Source organism: Cognatishimia sp. MH4019 (genome assembly GCF_020177595.1).
Taxonomy (GTDB): Bacteria; Pseudomonadota; Alphaproteobacteria; order Rhodobacterales; family Rhodobacteraceae; genus JAHTBL01.
Window position 1 is genome coordinate 179,786 of record NZ_JAHTBL010000003.1, and the last position, 14,809, is coordinate 194,594.

Consider the following 14,809-nt stretch of genomic DNA (forward strand, 5'->3'; position numbering starts at 1 on the left):
GGGCGCTCGAATGGGGCGCCCTTTTTCTTTGAGTATTTTTGCAAAGATGAAAGCCCTAGCGGGGGATATCAAACCCCGGCGGCGCTAGGGTGAAACCGTCGAACTGGAAGCCTGGTGAAACGGTGCAGCTTACCAGCGTGTAGGCGCCCGTGGTGCGGGCGGCTTGCCAGTGGTGTTCCGGCACGATGATTTGCGGCTGCTGGTCGGGCAGGGCGGGGCCAAGGGTGTGATCGGTGGCGGGGCCATTCTCGGTCGCGCTGAGTGACAGGATCAGCGGCGCACCGGAATGATAGAGCCAGATTTCCGTGGCATCGACCTTGTGCCAATGGCTGGCTTCGCCTGATTTGAGCAGAAAGTAGATGCAGGTGCCGGTGGGGCGGCCTTCGTTTTCAGCGATCCATGTCTGGCGGAAATGGCCGCCTTCGGGATGCGGGGCGAGGCCCAGATGGGAGATGATTTGATCAGGGGTCATAGGGACATCTCGAAGTAATAGAGTATGTCTTTGCCGGCTTCAGGCACATCCTGATAGGGACCACGTTCTTGAAAACCCATCTGGGCATATAGAGCGGCCGCTGCATGCTGGTCTTTGCTGGTATCAAGGAACACCTGCTTGAAGCCGTCGGCACGCGCTTGGTTGACGAGTGCTTCACACAAAGCACGTCCGACGCCTAACCCCCGTGCCTTTGGAACGACAAACAGGCGCTTGATTTCAGAGGCTGTTCCGGAAATCGCTTGGCTCATCCCGCATCCCAAAGCCTGATCGTCCTGTATGGCCAGCAGGATTATTCCGTTCGGGCGCGCGTGACGTGTCGGGAGGCTGTCCAGCAAGGCTGCATAGCTGTCTTCGGGGTAGAAGATTTCAACTGTGTCGCGTGTGCGTTGTGGGAGGGTGAGCAGGAAATCGCGGCTGTCCCAGCAAAGCTGTCGGACGGCAGCAAAGTCTTCTGCCGTCCGGGGTTCTCGTATGGTGACGTCGCTCACTTCAGGATCGAGCGGCCTGCATATTCGGCCGTCTCGCCCAGCATTTCCTCGATCCGGATCAGCTGGTTGTATTTCGCCAACCGGTCGGAACGTGCGAGGCTCCCGGTTTTGATCTGACCGCAATTTGTCGCGACGGCGAGGTCGGCAATCGTCGCGTCCTCGGTCTCGCCCGAGCGGTGGGACATGACGTTGTTCATGCCCGCGCGGTGGGCCATGTCGACGGCGCGCAGGGTCTCGGTCAGGGTGCCGATCTGGTTGACCTTAACCAGCATCGCGTTGGCCGAGCCGCGCTCGATCCCCATGGCAAGGCGGGCGGGGTTGGTGACGAACAGGTCGTCGCCCACAAGCTGGACCTTGTCGCCGATGGCGTCGGTGAGGGCTTTCCAGCCGTCCCAGTCATCCTCGTCGCAACCGTCTTCGATGGAGATGATCGGGTAGTCGTTGACCAGCGCTTGCAGGTAGGCGACGTTTTCGTCCGGGGTGAGGGATTTGTCTTCGCCTGCAAGGACATATTTGCCGTCTTTGAAGTATTCTGTCGCGGCGCAATCAAGCGCCAGATAGATATCCTCGCCCGGTTTGTAGCCTGCCTTTTCGACGGATTTCAGGATGAAATCCAGTGCCTCGCGGGTGGAGCCGATATTGGGCGCAAAGCCGCCTTCGTCGCCGATGCCCGTCGAGAGGCCAGCGGCGGAGAGCTCTTTCTTGAGCGTGTGGAACACTTCCGAGCCCATGCGCACCGCGTCGCGGATGTTGTTCGCGGCAACGGGCATGATCATGAATTCCTGAATGTCGATGGGGTTATCGGCATGCTCGCCGCCGTTGATGATGTTCATCATCGGGACGGGCAGGATGCGCGCGGATGTGCCACCGATATAGCGATAAAGCGGCTGGGTGGTGAAATCGGCAGCAGCTTTCGCGACGGCCATGGAGACACCGAGGATCGCGTTCGCGCCAAGGCGGCCTTTATTGTCGGTGCCGTCCAGTTCGATCATCGCCTCGTCGATGGAGACCTGTTCGGTCGCGTCCACGCCAACCAGCGCTTCGGCAATCTCGCCGTTCACAGCCGCGCAGGCGTCCAGCACGCCTTTGCCCATATAGCGCGCTTTGTCGCCGTCGCGTTTCTCGACCGCCTCATAGGCGCCTGTCGAGGCGCCAGAGGGCACGGCTGCGCGGCCCATCGTGCCGTCCTCGAGGATCACATCGACCTCGACCGTCGGGTTGCCCCGGCTGTCGAGAATTTCGCGGGCGTGAATGTCGATGATGGTGCTCATGGAAAAGTCCTTTAGCGCTAACAGTGGTCGTTTTGCCTTCTCTTACACCGCAGGTCCCATGGTTGAAAGGGCGCGTCTGCGGGCAACAGCCGCTTTGCGTTCGCGGTAGAGCGTGAAGAGGCCTGAGGCGATGATGATCGCGGCGCCGATCAGGGTGGTTTGGTCGGGCGTTTCCGAGAAAACGAAATAGCCGATGATCAGCGCAAAGATCAGCCGCGTGTAGCGGAAGGGGGTGACGACGGCGACATCCCCGATGCGCATGGCGGCGGTGATGGCGTAATAGGCGACGACGCCGATGACGAGGCCAAGGCCAAGTTGACTGGCCTCCCAGGCATTAGGCATGGCGGGCGGCTGTTGGAAAGCGAGCATCACAAAGCCTACGGGAACCACCATGACGAAGCCGTAGGAGGAAAGCTGCGTCGTCGGGATGTCCTTGGGCACGATGCGGGTTGCGATATCGCGGATGGCCAGACCGATAACGCCTTGGACGGCGAAGAGGGAGGCTGGCTGGAAGCCATCCAGACCGGGGCGGATAATCAGCAACACACCGCAAAAGCCCACCAGGATTGCGCCCCAGCGTCGCCAGCCCACGGCCTCACCCAGAAAGAGCGCGGCCCCTAGGGTTACGGCGAGCGGTGTGGCTTGCAAGATCGCAGAGGCTTCGGCGAGCGGGGTGAGCGTGATGGCCAGCACAAAGCCCATCGTGCCGATCGCTTCGCCTGCGTTACGCAGTAAGACGGTGGGGGCAAGAATGGTGCGGTTGAAGACCGAGTGACCTTGCGCACGCGCCCATAGCGCGAAGATCGCGCCGCCTCCGACGCCTAGGATGATCAGGATTTGCCCGGCGGGCAGACGTTCTGCCACGGACTTGATGAACATGTCCTCAAGGGCAAATCCCGCCATGGCGGCGATCATCAGGAGTATGGCGCGGACGTTTTCCATATCGCTGCTTTAGGGGGTTTGCAGGGCAAGCGGAATGGGTTTCTTTGAAAGGCTCAGAAAGGGGCGATTATGAAAGAGACAACACTGACCGCCGAGCCGGACGCACGCTCACCCGCAGGGGCGGAAATCCGGTTCATCATGGATGGCAGGACCGGCAACATGATCCATAGCACGGTGCCGCCCGGGCAGGTGAACCGGGCGACGATCCATGAAACGGTCAGCGAGTTTTGGCATGTGCTGGAAGGCGCAGGGCGCATCTGGCGGCGGGAGGGCGAGGCTGAGCGTGTGGTGGACCTGCACGCTGGCGTCTCGATTGATATCCCGGTGGGCGTCGCATTTCAGTATCGCTGCGATGGCGACGTGCCGCTCAAGTTCATCTGCATCACGATGCCACCCTGGCCGGGGGACGAGGAAGCATCGTTTCTGGAGGGACCGTGGGTGCCGACGGCCCCGGATGCCTAGCGCTCAAAAGCCTGTTCCAGAAACGCGCGGACGGTTTTTGCCTCGACATCTTCGAGGCTGCGCAGTTTGACGTGTCGCCGGGCTTTGCCGCCGCCTTCGAGATGGCCGTGCGGGTCGTCAAAACTGGCCCCTTCGGAGAACTCGACCGAGACGTGATCTTTGTAGGCAAAGACTCCGCCGACGATGGCTTTGGGCGTGTCCGGGTCGGGGGCGAAGACCTCGCCTCCGTATTTGGGCAGGATTTGCGTATCGGCGTCGATTTGCAGAACGATCTCTTTGACGGCGTCGGTGATCTCGTCGAAGGGGGAGTGGCTCATCGGGTGTGCCTCCTGTGGCGGCCTTGACCTATCCTGTCACAGCGAAAGCCAATAGGCGAGCAACGCGCCAGCATAAAGCACATCGACCGTCGCGCAGCCCAACAGATACCACGACACGAACGGCACGCCTGCGCCCATGTGTTTAGCGATATCCCAAAGCCCATGGGCAAGGACTGCAATGATGACAAAAGGCGGCGCGATCAGCGGGCCAGCCAGCGACAAGGCGACCAGCCATGTGGCGAGGGTCATCTCGACGCGCTGGTGGGTGCCGGTCGCGCGGGCCTCCAGAACGTAAGGCACATTCATGAGGATAGAGAAGACGGCGGCGATCCACCAGACATGCGCACTGGGCAAGGCGGCATGAGAGGCGATCAGCATCAGCACATAGGCTGTGGCGAACAAAAACAGGAGGCGTTTGTGACGAAGAAAAAGCGACATGATCGTATCGCTAAGGGTTTCCTCGCGGGGAAGGTCAAGCGCTAAAACCAGACCTTCGCATGTGGAACCCGAAAGGAGGTGTCAAGCGGGGCAGGCCGCCCCGCTTGACGTTTGCTTTACTCAGCCGGTTCAGCCGCAGCTGTGCCGATCTTTTCGCGCTGGCCGTCGCGATAAAGCGCTTTGGCCAAGGCGACACACATCAGGCCCATCACCATGGTGAAGGGCAGCGCGCCGATGATCATGGCGTTGCGCAAGGCATCCATCGGGTTGTTCTCACCCGCCGCGATGATCAGCGCACCGATCACAGCGGTCAGGATGACGCCCCAGATGATCTTGTGCTTGTTGCCGACCTCTTGGTCACCGCCCGACATGATCGTGTTCATCACGAGGATGCCTGAGTCGGCAGAGGTGACGAGGAAGGTCATGATCAGCACAACGCACATGATGGTCAGTGCGGACAGCAGCCCGCCTTCGATCATCTGGCCCAGCGTGACAAAGAGCTTGGCCGTGTTCGACGCGCCGATGATGGCGCCATCGGCACCGCCCGTAAGCTCAAGATCAATGGCTGTGCCGCCGAGGATCGTCATCCATGCAAAGCACACCAATGCGGGTGCGAAGACGCAACCGATAATGAACTCCCGCACAGAGCGCCCTTTGGAGATACGCGCCAGGAACAGACCCACGAAGGGCGAGAACGCAATCCACCAAGCCCAGTAGAACGTGGTCCAACCGGCCTGCCAGCCGAACTGACGGCCCGGCTCACCGGCCGCATAAGCGGCTTGCAGAACGTCTGCGGGCAGGGCGGCTGCCTCGCCTTCCAGACCCGACACGAAGCCATCATAAGACCCCCAAGGGCTGGTGGCCCCGGCACGCAGCGCGTCTGCGAAGGGCGCTGCATCCGCAGGCAGGGCTGCGTCAAAGGCCCCTGCTGATTGCGGGTTGAAGGCCGCAAAGCTGAGCTGGAGGAAGTGCAGGATATAATCCACGAAGGCGCTGACATAGGTGGACATCGCGAACAGGAACGAGCCGAAGATCACGAAGGTGAAGAGAAGGATCAGCGACAGAACCAGGTTGAGGTTCGACAGATACTTCACCCCGCGTCCAACGCCCGAGACAGCCGAGATGATCGACAGCCCCATGATCACGATCAGACCGGCGATCAGGCCGACGGTTCCGGGGGCAGGGGCTTCACCGGACATGTCCATGATCCACTCCATCCCGGTGATCGCATAGAGACCGTCGATGAATTGCGACACGCCGTAGCCGATGGTGACCGACACGCCGAGGATCGTGGCAACGACGCCCAGAACATCCACGATGTGGCCCAGAAAGCCGTTCATCAGCTTGCCGAAAAGCGGCGTCAGAGCTGTGCGGATCGTCAGCGGCATGTCCCGCGTATAGGCGTAGTAAGCCAGCGACAGGCCCGTCACCACGTAGATCGCCCAGGCGTGAAAGCCGTAATGCAGGAACGTGTAGCGGTAGGCAGGTTCGAGCGCCGCTTCGGAGTTGCCCTCGACTGCGCCGGACAGAACCACAGGGTTCGAGCCCCATAGGCCCAGCGGCTCGGCGGTGGCGAAGACCATCAGGCCAACACCCAGACCGGCACCGAACATCATCGAGAACCACGAGAAGTTCGTGAATTCGGGCTTTTCACCAGGCGTGCCCATGACGCGCCGTCCGGTGCTTGGGATGATTGCCACGATGAAGAGAAAGAAGAAAAACAGGCCAACAATGATGATGTAGAAGCTGTTGAAGACTTCGAGCAATTGGCCGTTCAGGCTTCCCAGCACACCATTGGCGTTGGCGGGCCAGATCAGCGCCCAAAGGACAAGGCCGACCATGATGGCTTTCGATAGAAGGGCAATTTCGAGGCTGTGGCCCTCGTAAAATCCCTTATCGGATGTTTTCACCTCCACATCCGTGAAGGGTGGCTTAATGGACATCACTATTCTCCCTGTGATTATTTTATTATTGCCCGATAGTGTCAGCCCAGATTGCGTTTTGGGCAAGATCAATCGTCGCTTTAAGGTCCGCGAACGACCTTTTCAGGGCTTTGTGGGTCAATATTGCGTTGGACTCGTCGTCGGAGAAAAACAAATCACGCGCCTTTTCTTGGCCTGAGACGTTCGGCAGACATGCTGCGATGACATCGACAGGGTCTTTGTCAGCCCCATCACGCGCAGCGCGTTCGCAGTCTTTCGAGGCTCGATTTGCGCCGATGAGATGACAAGCGGCTAAGTCGTGAAGTCTTGCCAAGGCTGGTGCGGCCCGCCGTGCCTTGTATTAGGGTGGGGTTATGTCTCCACACCCGTTGCCCCCCGCCGCCATTCTGTCAGAGCATGCTCTCTCTGCGCCCGTTTTTGTCGAGCGCACGGGGATTGCCACGATCTGGAAGGTGACCCGCCAGACGGGGGAGGCCGCTGCCCTCAAGCTCTATCATGGGGAGACGATGGGCAATGAAGGCGCCGGCTTTGTATATCTGGAGGCTTTGAACGGCGCGGGCGCGGCACGGGTCTTTGCCCACGGTGCCCGCTTTGCGGTGACAGAATGGCTGCCCGGCCCGTCTTTGGGCGATCTGAGCCGCCGGGGCGAGGATGACACCGCCACTCACACTTTGCTGACCGTGGCCCAAACGCTCCACGCGCAGCCTGTGACACCCGCAGGCACGCTGCCGAAACTGGCCGATTGGTTCGGGGCCTTGCTAAAGCTGCATATCGCTTCAGGGTGCCCGGCGACGGCGCGCCAAAATCTTGAACGCTGCCGCGCCTTGGCGGGCGACCTGCTGGCCACGCCTCAAGACCCGCGTCCTCTGCATGGTGATCTGCATCACGACAACATCCGGCTGGGCGCACGGGGCTATTGCGCGTTCGATGCCAAAGGCGTTCTGGGAGAGCGGGCCTACGAGCTTGCAAACGCCTTCCGCAACCCCAAAGGCGCGCCTGCGCTGCTGCGCGATCCTGACCGCATCCGCGCCTTGCGCGACGCATGGAGCGGACCTTTTGCCGTCCCACCCCGCCGCCTGATGCAATGGGCCGCCGTGAAATGCGCCCTGTCCATCGCGTGGCGAAGCGGCTCGGACGGTATCAGGCACGACGATGAGTTCGACCTACTGGCCCAGTTTCTAGCCATCTCGGAGGAAGGGTGAGCGTCACCCGAGGACCAAAGCCTCACTTCTTGATCGGCACGCCATAAAGCTCAAGTTTATGGCCTTTCAGCCGATACCCCAGCTTCTCGGCGATCCTGTCCTGGAGCGCTTCGATCTCGGGATCGACGAACTCGATCACTTCACCGGAGTTGAGATCAATCAGGTGGTCGTGATGTTCGCGGTCGGTGGTTTCATAGCGCGCGCGCCCGTCGCCGAAATCATGCTTGTCGAGGATCCCGGCTTCCTCGAAGAGCTTCACCGTCCGGTAGACCGTCGCAATGGAGATCGCAGCGTCGGCTGCTGAGGCGCGGGCATAAAGTTCTTCAACATCGGGGTGGTCATCGGCCTCTTGCAGCACCCGCGCGATGGTGCGGCGCTGATCGGTCATGCGCAGGCCCTTGGCCTCGCAACGCGACAGAATGGTATCGGTCATTTTGCCCCCCCCGACGTGATCTTGGAGCCAAGGTGTAACGTGCGAAACGGGCAGAGGGAACCACGAAAGCGGTTCCCTCTGGTTTGCGGTAGGCTGGCTTTGGGTCAGGCGGGCAGGGCAGGCACGCCCATTTGCGCATGCACCATGTCCAGCGTGGTCTTGGGCAGACGTAACGCGCCCGCCAGATCGGTCAGATAGGCCACCTCGGCTTGCGTATCGACGCGGATGGACATCAGCGACATCGCATAGACCTGCGCTTCCATGCCGTTGGGGGTGTCTGCGGCCAGCCCTTCGACATTCACCGGGGCGGCCAGCTGCGCTTTGACAAAGGCGATATCCTCGCCATCGGCATCCTCGCCCAGCGTGTCCATGATGCGGGCTTGCTCATCGGCGTCTATATCGCCGTCGGCCTTGGCGGCCTGAATGATCGCGCGCAGCATGATGCCTGCGTTCTGCTCCATCTCGTCCGAGGCTTTTTCCTGCCCGACAGCGCCCAGCATATCCTTCATGCCGTCGCCGCCCATGGCTGCAGCCCCTCCGGCCATGGCAAGGATGCCTGCAAGGCCAGCGCCACCGGCACCACCGAGATTGGCCAAAAGACCGCCCTTGTCGCTGCTCTCGGCGGGAGCCGCGCCGCCGCCCATCATCTGGCCCATCATATCCTGAAGATTGCCGGCACCTGCACCTGCGCCGCCCATCATTTTGGCCATCATGTCCTGAAGGTTCTGCGCGCCGCCTTGTGCGCCGCCCATCATCTGACCCATCATGTCCTGCAGATTACCGGCACCGCCCTGAGCGCCGCTGGACATCTGGTCCATCATGCCTTGCAGCCCGCCGCTCTGGTTCATCTTTTCAATGCCTTTGGCCGCTGCAAAGCCGATTGCAACTTTCGCCAATGTGCCCATCAATCCCATGGGTCATCCCCCTGTTTTAGGTTCCAGATGAGCCACCTTCGCACAGGTAACGCATTCTGCGCAGGGGGAAAAACCGCGCAGTCGCTACATCAGATCAGGTTCCCGCCCGACGCGGCGGGCCAGCGGCGCGACCGTGAGGCCCTGGACGACGATCGAAAAGAGCACGACAATATAGGTTGCCGTCAGGATCAGCGGTTTCCACTCGCCCTCGGGCAGGGACAGGGCCAGTGCGACCGAAATACCGCCTTTCAGCCCGCCCCATGTCATGATTGGCACAACCCCTTGGGAAAACTCACGGAAGGGTTTCAGCATCAGGACGGGTACAGCGACGGCCGCCAGACGCGCGACCAAGGCCAGACCGATGGCCATGACGCCTGCGGTAAGGAAAGAGGTGTCGAAGACAATCGCGAAGACCTCGAACCCGATCAGCAGGAAGAGAACGGCGTTCAGGATCTCGTCGATCAACTTCCAGAACGCGTCGACATAGTCGCGGGTTTCGGCGCTCATCCCGTGTTTCGCGCCGATATCGCCGATCAAAAGCCCCGCACAGACCGCCATGATCGGGGCGGAGACATGCAGCCAGATCGCCAGCTCGTAGCCGCCAAAGGCCAGACCCAGCGTGATCAGCACCTCGAGCGAATAATCATCAATCCGACGCATGACGCGGAAGGTCAGCCAGCCCAGCACGATGCCAAGCAGCGCGCCGCCCACAGCTTCCTGCACAAAAAGCAGCGCGGCATCCGCCAGCCCCGATCCGTGGTGGTCATCGCTCGGAAAGGCCAGCCCGACAAGCACCAGAAAGACGACATAGGCGACGCCGTCGTTAAAGAGGCTCTCGCCCGCGATCTTGGTTTCGAGCGACTTTTTCAGATTTGCTTCGCGCAGAACGCCGAGGACGGCAACCGGATCGGTGGGAGAGATGATCGCCCCGAAGACCAGCGCGATCATGATCGGCATGCCGGTGATCCACGAAAATGCGGTGCCGATGATGGCCGTCGAAAGCCCCACGCCAATGGTTGCCATCAGAAAGATCAGCAGCCATTCGACCCGCAGGTCGCGCAGCTTCACATGCAAAGCTCCGGCAAACAGCAAGAGGCCTAGCATGCCTTCCAGAACCGCCTCGGAGAAGTCGATGCCGGTGACCGTCATGCGCACCGTGTCGGCCATGCCCAATGACGGCACAAGCAGGTCCACCGCCATGACACCCAGCGAGGCCGCGAAGGCCACCACAAGGATGCCGATGGCCGAGGGGAGCTTGAGATACAGGTAGTTGATCGCTCCGAACGCGCCCGCAAGCACGATCAGCAGCGAGGTGATCTGGAGGAAATTCATGTCACTGTCCGTTTGGTGTTTTGCGCAGCCCTAGCACGGATGATCGCTTGACGGCGCTGCGGCACACTGCCTTTGTGGCCGCGATGGAACGCAAAGATCATATGGATGCTTTCGGAGCGGTCTCCCTGATTGGGTTTGCTCTTTTTCTGGCGTTTAATCAGGTGGTTATCAAGGTTACCAATGGCGGCTTGCAGCCGGTGTTTTTCGCAGGCCTCCGCTCGCTTGGGGCGATCTTGTGTATTTATGCGTGGATGCGATTTCGGGGGATCAGGCTGAATTTCGGTGCGTGGGGGCCGGGCCTTTTGGTCGGCACGATTTTCGCCGCCGAGTTCGTATGCCTTTTTCTGGCGCTTGATCTGACCAGCGTGTCGCGCAGTTCGGTCATCTTCTATTCGATGCCGGTCTGGATGGCGATTGGGGCGCATTTCTTGTTGGGAGAGCGGATCACGCGCATCAAGGCCGTCGGCCTGTCGCTGGCCTTTACAGGCGTTGCCGTGGCGATCTTTGCGCGCCCGGATGAGGGCGATGGCAGCCTGATCGGGGATCTTTGCGCCTTGGGCGCGGCTTTGGGCTGGGCGGCCAGCGCTTTGGGCGTCCGCGCCACGCGCCTCAAAGAGGACAGCCCCGAAATGCAGCTTTTCTGGCAGGTTCTGGTCTCGGCCCCGCTTTTGCTGATCGCTGCGCCGTTTTTTGGCCCTTTGATCCGAGAGTTGGCCTCCAACCATCTTTGGGGTCTTGGGTTCCAAATCATCTTTGTGGTCAGCGGCGGATTTATTTTCTGGCTCTGGCTTTTGAGCCTTTACCCCGCCTCATCCGTCGCGTCATTCAGCTTCCTGTCACCGGTCTTCGGCGTGTTGCTGGGCTGGTTGTTGCTGGGCGAAGAAGTGGGGCCGCTGGTGCTGACAGCGCTCGTTCTGGTGGCGGCCGGTCTGATCCTGATCAACCGCCGCCCACGTCAGGTGCCGCAAAACGTTTGATGCACGATTTCCTGCTCGGTTGGTGGGGCGGCCAAGTCTGTGTCGGTCTCTGCAAGCATATAAGGGGTCGCGAGTACCATATTGAGCCGTTCAAACGGCCCGAAGTCACCTTTGACGGCGGCCTGGATCATCTCTTCCACACGGTGATTGCGGGGGATCACGGCGGGGTTGGTTTTGCGCATAAGGGCTTTCGGGTCAGGCTCCGCTGCGATGCGCGCCTGCCAGCCCTCTGCCCAGGTATCAAATGCGGTCGGGTCAACAAACTGATCGCGCGCATTGCCGTCTGACAGGCCGCGGAAGGTATTTGTGAAATCGGCTTGGTTGGCGGCCATCCGGTCCAGCAGGTCTGAGACGAGGGTCATGTCACCGTCTTGCGTATTGCTGATACCGATTTTTGACATGAAGACTGCGCTGTAAGCTTTTTGAAACGCCGGAATAAAGCCATTTACGCTTTCGGTGAAAGCCTCTATCGCGGCGTCGCGATCTGGCATCAGTTGCAACAAGCTGGTCGCAAGTTGCGCGAGATTCCACGCAGCGATATCGGGCTGGTTGTTATAGGCATAGCGTCCGAACTGGTCGATGGAGCTGAACTTGGTTTCCGGGTGATAGGCGTCCATGAACGCGCAGGGGCCGTAGTCGATGGTCTCGCCCGAGATGGCGCAATTGTCGGTGTTCATCACGCCGTGGATGAAGCCCAGTGACATCCATTTCGCGATCAGGTTTGCTTGCGCGTTGACCACCGCATCCAACAGGCCCTGGGGGCCGTCTGCATCAGGGTAATGCCGCGCGATGCAGTGATCGACCAGGGCCTGCAGCGCGGGCGCATCTGTGCGTGAGGCGAAGTATTGAAACGTGCCGACGCGGATATGGCTGGCCGCCACTCGGGTCAGGATCGCACCGGGGAGCGGGGCCTCGCGGAGGACGATTTCACCTGTGGTGACGGCTGCCAAAGCGCGGGTGGTCGGAACACCGGCGGCATGCATGAACTCGCTCACCACATATTCGCGCAACACGGGCCCGAGCCATGCGCGCCCGTCGCCCATGCGGCTATAGGGCGTCGGGCCGGAGCCTTTGAGCTGGATGTCTTGGCCGCCCACTTCGCCCAGCAAGATCGCGCGACCATCGCCCAGCTGGGGGTTCCAATGACCGAACTGGTGACCAGCATAGACTTGAGCAAGCGGGTCGGCCTTCTCGGGAACGGTATTTCCCGCAAAAACAGAGGCTTCCGGCGCGCCCTTAATGTTCAATTCCGCAGCCAGAGCTTCGTTGTAGGCGACCAGTCTTGGTGTTTTGACCGGGGTCGGTGGCAGCTTGGTATACAAGCGTTCGGGCAGGTTTGCGTAGGTATTCTCGAAAGGAAAATCCATCAGAGCGTCCGCGTCATGAGGTGATAGCCGTCGCGGGGTTCAAACCCCAAGCGGCGATATAAATCCTGTGCGCGCGTGTTGTCTTTCTGCACCTCCAGATGCAGCGCTTTCAGCCCCACGCCAGCGAGTGCTTTGGGCAACTCGATCAGCACTTCCGAGCCGATGCCACGGCCCCGCACGCTTTCTCTGATATAGATCTCGTCAATGAACCCGTCCATGCCGCCCATGGCGATGGACCAGCCGAAAGACAGGATCACATAGCCGATGGGCGCTTTTTGTGGCCCAATCAGGTAGGCCACGCCAAGCGGGGAGCCGTTGAGCAGGGGATCAAGCGCCGCTGCACGATGGTCGTCTGAATAGTCCAACCCGTGATGGGCATGAAACTGCGCCATCAGCAGCAGAATGCGCGCGGCATCGTCGGGTCCGGCAAGATGCAGCGCGGTCATAGGCTCGCGATCCGGGTGGTGAGCAGATCGAAAAACCCGTCGGCGTCGATATCGCCCATGAACATCGCGTTGGGCGTGCGGTCGGTGACGCCCCACCAATCCGCGACGGTCATGCCGAGGGTCAGCTCGGAGGACGTCTCGACACAGACATTTACGTGACGACCGTTGAACAGCTCAGGCTTGATCAGGTAGGCGATGACGCAGGGATCATGCAGCGGCGCACCGGGAGAGGCGTATTTTTCCATATCGAAGCGGTTGAAGAAATCGGTCCAGGCCGCGACGGCTTCGCCTATGGGCGTGCCCATGTTGCGAAACGCATCGACGCGCGGCTGCGTGGTGAGGGCTTTGTGGGTGACGTCCAGCGGCATGACCGTGATTGGGATGCCGGATTTGAAAACGATATCAGCGGCTTCCGGGTCGACGTAAATGTTGAACTCGGCGGTGGGTGTGATGTTGCCCACCTCGAAATAAGCGCCGCCCATCAAGACAATTTCGCGGATGCGCGAGGCAATATCGGGGGCTTTTTGCAGCGCGGTCGCGATGTTGGTCAGCGGGCCGAGGGGACAAAGCGTGACGCCATCCGTCGCGCGCGCCGTGTCGATGATGAAGTCCACCGCATGGTCGTCTTGAAGCGGCATGGTGGGGTCTGGCATTTCGGGGCCGTCGAGGCCGGTTTGACCGTGGACATGTTCGGCGGTGATCAGTTTGCGGTGCAGCGGGGCGTCGCAGCCTGCGAAGACCTTGATGTCAGAGCGCCCCGCCAACTCACACACGATCCGCGTATTTTTCTGGGTCAATGGCAACGGCACATTGCCTGCGACAGCGGTGATGCCCAGCACCTCTAGCTCAGGGGACGCAAGGGCCAGCAGGATCGCCACGGCGTCGTCCTGTCCGGGGTCGGTGTCGATGATGATCGGGCGTTTGGTCATTGCTTTTCCTGCGCTTTCGCGGCGTCCCAAAGGGTGTCCATTTCTTCCAGAGTGCTGTCTGAGGGCGTCTTGCCCATTGCCGCCAGCGCGGCCTCGATGGCCTCGAACCGACGGGTAAACTTGGCATTTGCGGCACGGAGCGCGGCTTCGGGGTCAACCTTCATGTGACGCCCCAGATTGGCCATGACGAACAGCAGATCACCAAACTCTTCCTCTATCTCCGCTTGCGAGAGGCTGTCTTGTGCCTCGACCAATTCTCGCGCTTCTTCCTGCATTTTATCAAGCACTTGGCTGGTCTCAGGCCAATCAAACCCGACCCGCGCGGCGCGTTTTTGCAGCTTCACAGCGCGCAGCAGGGCAGGCAAACCTATGGCGACCCCGTCCAGCGTGCCGCGCTGCGCTTTGCCTGCGCGTTCGGCGGCTTTGATCTTTTCCCAATCGGCGGTCTGCTGATCGGCGGATTTATCGCGGCTTTCATCGCCAAACACATGGGGGTGCCGCGCGACCATCTTGTCGGAGATCGCGCGCGCGACGCTCTCAAAACTGAAATGCCCGGCCTCAGCGCCCATCTGCGTATGGTAAACAGTCTGCAATAGAAGATCGCCCAATTCGCCCTCCAACTCCGCCCAGTCGCCGCGTTCAATCGCATCGGCAACCTCATAGGCTTCCTCAATCGTGTAAGGCGCGATGGAGGCGAAATCCTGCTCGATATCCCAAGGGCAACCGGTCTGCGGGTCACGCAGGCGGCGCATAATCTCAAGAAGGCGGGGCATCCCGCCGTCGGGGTTGTGGATCAGGTCATTGGGCATTGCGGGCAGGTCCGGTGCGTGATTTGCTGCGACGGTATCGCATCAC

At 60.7% G+C, this 14,809-nt stretch carries 18 protein-coding genes; 4 read left to right on the forward strand and 14 right to left on the reverse strand.

The window, feature by feature from the left end:
* Positions 1 to 55: 55 nt before the first annotated feature.
* Genes KUW67_RS06945 through KUW67_RS06960 form a run of 4 tightly spaced genes read right to left on the reverse strand, consistent with a single transcriptional unit; the run spans position 56 to position 3,194 of the window.
* On the reverse strand, positions 56 to 472 hold the full coding sequence (locus tag KUW67_RS06945; protein WP_224824573.1) for a cupin domain-containing protein: 417 nt from the start codon (positions 470 to 472) through the stop codon (positions 56 to 58).
* A complete protein-coding gene (locus KUW67_RS06950) occupies positions 469 to 981 on the reverse strand; it encodes a GNAT family N-acetyltransferase (RefSeq protein WP_224824574.1) in 513 nt (170 codons plus the stop codon). The genes KUW67_RS06945 and KUW67_RS06950 overlap by 4 nt, the downstream gene beginning before the upstream one ends.
* A complete protein-coding gene (gene eno / locus KUW67_RS06955) occupies positions 978 to 2,252 on the reverse strand; it encodes a phosphopyruvate hydratase (RefSeq protein WP_224824575.1) in 1,275 nt (424 codons plus the stop codon). The genes KUW67_RS06950 and eno overlap by 4 nt, the downstream gene beginning before the upstream one ends.
* Before the next feature lie 42 nt (positions 2,253 to 2,294).
* The gene (locus KUW67_RS06960) at positions 2,295 to 3,194 is read right to left on the reverse strand and encodes a DMT family transporter (RefSeq protein ID WP_224824576.1); all 900 of its coding nucleotides are present in this window, start codon (positions 3,192 to 3,194) and stop codon (positions 2,295 to 2,297) included.
* 69 nt (positions 3,195 to 3,263) lie between these two features.
* Between KUW67_RS06960 and KUW67_RS06965 the strand changes: the two genes are divergently transcribed.
* Complete coding sequence (locus KUW67_RS06965; protein ID WP_224824577.1) at positions 3,264 to 3,656, forward strand: cupin domain-containing protein; 393 nt, start codon at positions 3,264 to 3,266, stop codon at positions 3,654 to 3,656.
* On the opposite strand, the gene KUW67_RS06970 is transcribed toward KUW67_RS06965, so the two are convergent.
* From KUW67_RS06970 to KUW67_RS06980, 3 genes are all read right to left on the reverse strand, one after another.
* Positions 3,653 to 3,973, reverse strand: a complete 321-nt coding sequence (locus tag KUW67_RS06970; RefSeq protein ID WP_224824578.1) for a DUF1801 domain-containing protein — start codon at positions 3,971 to 3,973, stop codon at positions 3,653 to 3,655. The two genes, KUW67_RS06965 and KUW67_RS06970, sit on opposite strands and share 4 nt — an antisense overlap.
* A 36-nt stretch (positions 3,974 to 4,009) precedes the next feature.
* Positions 4,010 to 4,411, reverse strand: a complete 402-nt coding sequence (locus tag KUW67_RS06975; RefSeq protein WP_224824579.1) for a hypothetical protein — start codon at positions 4,409 to 4,411, stop codon at positions 4,010 to 4,012.
* 116 nt (positions 4,412 to 4,527) lie between these two features.
* Positions 4,528 to 6,354, reverse strand: coding sequence for a BCCT family transporter (locus KUW67_RS06980; protein ID WP_224824580.1), 1,827 nt, complete (start codon positions 6,352 to 6,354; stop codon positions 4,528 to 4,530).
* Between KUW67_RS06980 and KUW67_RS06985 the strand changes: the two genes are divergently transcribed.
* The gene (locus KUW67_RS06985) at positions 6,347 to 6,532 is read left to right on the forward strand and encodes a hypothetical protein (protein WP_224824581.1); all 186 of its coding nucleotides are present in this window, start codon (positions 6,347 to 6,349) and stop codon (positions 6,530 to 6,532) included. The two genes, KUW67_RS06980 and KUW67_RS06985, sit on opposite strands and share 8 nt — an antisense overlap.
* Positions 6,533 to 6,707: 175 nt before the next feature.
* A complete protein-coding gene (locus tag KUW67_RS06990) occupies positions 6,708 to 7,556 on the forward strand; it encodes an aminoglycoside phosphotransferase family protein (protein ID WP_224824582.1) in 849 nt (282 codons plus the stop codon).
* A gap of 22 nt (positions 7,557 to 7,578) precedes the next feature.
* Here KUW67_RS06990 and KUW67_RS06995 read toward each other — a convergent pair whose 3' ends face one another.
* The 3 genes from KUW67_RS06995 to KUW67_RS07005 all read right to left on the reverse strand — a co-directional run bounded on the left by KUW67_RS06995 (position 7,579) and on the right by KUW67_RS07005 (position 10,235).
* Positions 7,579 to 7,989: a Fur family transcriptional regulator gene (locus KUW67_RS06995; RefSeq protein ID WP_224824583.1), complete on the reverse strand. Its 411-nt coding sequence runs from the start codon at positions 7,987 to 7,989 to the stop codon at positions 7,579 to 7,581.
* 104 nt (positions 7,990 to 8,093) lie between these two features.
* Entirely contained in the window at positions 8,094 to 8,903 is an 810-nt protein-coding gene (locus KUW67_RS07000) for a DUF533 domain-containing protein (protein ID WP_224824584.1), read from the reverse strand.
* A gap of 84 nt (positions 8,904 to 8,987) precedes the next feature.
* A complete protein-coding gene (locus tag KUW67_RS07005) occupies positions 8,988 to 10,235 on the reverse strand; it encodes a sodium:proton antiporter (protein ID WP_224824585.1) in 1,248 nt (415 codons plus the stop codon).
* Positions 10,236 to 10,318: 83 nt separating this feature from the next.
* Here KUW67_RS07005 and KUW67_RS07010 point away from each other — a divergent pair, with 83 nt between their 5' ends.
* Positions 10,319 to 11,212 (forward strand): DMT family transporter, encoded by an 894-nt coding sequence (locus tag KUW67_RS07010; RefSeq protein ID WP_224824780.1) that lies wholly within the window; start codon positions 10,319 to 10,321, stop codon positions 11,210 to 11,212.
* On the opposite strand, the gene KUW67_RS07015 is transcribed toward KUW67_RS07010, so the two are convergent.
* From KUW67_RS07015 to mazG, 4 genes are read right to left on the reverse strand one after another with little or no spacing between them, the layout of a single operon-like run.
* On the reverse strand, positions 11,191 to 12,579 hold the full coding sequence (locus KUW67_RS07015) for a YdiU family protein (RefSeq protein WP_224824586.1): 1,389 nt from the start codon (positions 12,577 to 12,579) through the stop codon (positions 11,191 to 11,193). The genes KUW67_RS07010 and KUW67_RS07015 overlap by 22 nt on opposite strands.
* Positions 12,579 to 13,025, reverse strand: a complete 447-nt coding sequence (locus KUW67_RS07020; RefSeq protein ID WP_224824587.1) for an N-acetyltransferase — start codon at positions 13,023 to 13,025, stop codon at positions 12,579 to 12,581. The genes KUW67_RS07015 and KUW67_RS07020 overlap by 1 nt, the downstream gene beginning before the upstream one ends.
* Entirely contained in the window at positions 13,022 to 13,954 is a 933-nt protein-coding gene (locus KUW67_RS07025) for a nucleoside hydrolase (RefSeq protein WP_224824588.1), read from the reverse strand. Before KUW67_RS07025 ends, KUW67_RS07020 begins: the two co-directional genes overlap by 4 nt.
* Entirely contained in the window at positions 13,951 to 14,763 is an 813-nt protein-coding gene (mazG, locus tag KUW67_RS07030; protein WP_224824589.1) for a nucleoside triphosphate pyrophosphohydrolase, read from the reverse strand. Before mazG ends, KUW67_RS07025 begins: the two co-directional genes overlap by 4 nt.
* Positions 14,764 to 14,809: the final 46 nt, after the last annotated feature.

Excerpts from the sequence above, each read along its gene's own strand:
- KUW67_RS06945 (WP_224824573.1), bottom strand. The coding sequence starts at position 472 with ATGACCCCTGATCAAATCATCTCCCATCTGGGCCTCGCCCCGCATCCC.
- eno (WP_224824575.1), bottom strand. The coding sequence starts at position 2,252 with ATGAGCACCATCATCGACATTCACGCCCGCGAAATTCTCGACAGCCGG.
- KUW67_RS06960 (WP_224824576.1), bottom strand. The coding sequence starts at position 3,194 with ATGGAAAACGTCCGCGCCATACTCCTGATGATCGCCGCCATGGCGGGA.
- KUW67_RS06965 (WP_224824577.1), top strand. The coding sequence starts at position 3,264 with ATGAAAGAGACAACACTGACCGCCGAGCCGGACGCACGCTCACCCGCA.
- KUW67_RS06970 (WP_224824578.1), bottom strand. The coding sequence starts at position 3,973 with ATGAGCCACTCCCCCTTCGACGAGATCACCGACGCCGTCAAAGAGATC.
- KUW67_RS06975 (WP_224824579.1), bottom strand. The coding sequence starts at position 4,411 with ATGTCGCTTTTTCTTCGTCACAAACGCCTCCTGTTTTTGTTCGCCACA.
- KUW67_RS06985 (WP_224824581.1), top strand. The coding sequence starts at position 6,347 with ATGGACATCACTATTCTCCCTGTGATTATTTTATTATTGCCCGATAGT.
- KUW67_RS06980 (WP_224824580.1), bottom strand. The coding sequence starts at position 6,354 with ATGTCCATTAAGCCACCCTTCACGGATGTGGAGGTGAAAACATCCGAT.
- KUW67_RS06990 (WP_224824582.1), top strand. The coding sequence starts at position 6,708 with ATGTCTCCACACCCGTTGCCCCCCGCCGCCATTCTGTCAGAGCATGCT.
- KUW67_RS06995 (WP_224824583.1), bottom strand. The coding sequence starts at position 7,989 with ATGACCGATACCATTCTGTCGCGTTGCGAGGCCAAGGGCCTGCGCATG.
- KUW67_RS07000 (WP_224824584.1), bottom strand. The coding sequence starts at position 8,903 with ATGGGATTGATGGGCACATTGGCGAAAGTTGCAATCGGCTTTGCAGCG.
- KUW67_RS07005 (WP_224824585.1), bottom strand. The coding sequence starts at position 10,235 with ATGAATTTCCTCCAGATCACCTCGCTGCTGATCGTGCTTGCGGGCGCG.
- KUW67_RS07010 (WP_224824780.1), top strand. The coding sequence starts at position 10,319 with ATGGAACGCAAAGATCATATGGATGCTTTCGGAGCGGTCTCCCTGATT.
- KUW67_RS07015 (WP_224824586.1), bottom strand. The coding sequence starts at position 12,579 with ATGGATTTTCCTTTCGAGAATACCTACGCAAACCTGCCCGAACGCTTG.
- KUW67_RS07020 (WP_224824587.1), bottom strand. The coding sequence starts at position 13,025 with ATGACCGCGCTGCATCTTGCCGGACCCGACGATGCCGCGCGCATTCTG.
- KUW67_RS07025 (WP_224824588.1), bottom strand. The coding sequence starts at position 13,954 with ATGACCAAACGCCCGATCATCATCGACACCGACCCCGGACAGGACGAC.
- mazG (WP_224824589.1), bottom strand. The coding sequence starts at position 14,763 with ATGCCCAATGACCTGATCCACAACCCCGACGGCGGGATGCCCCGCCTT.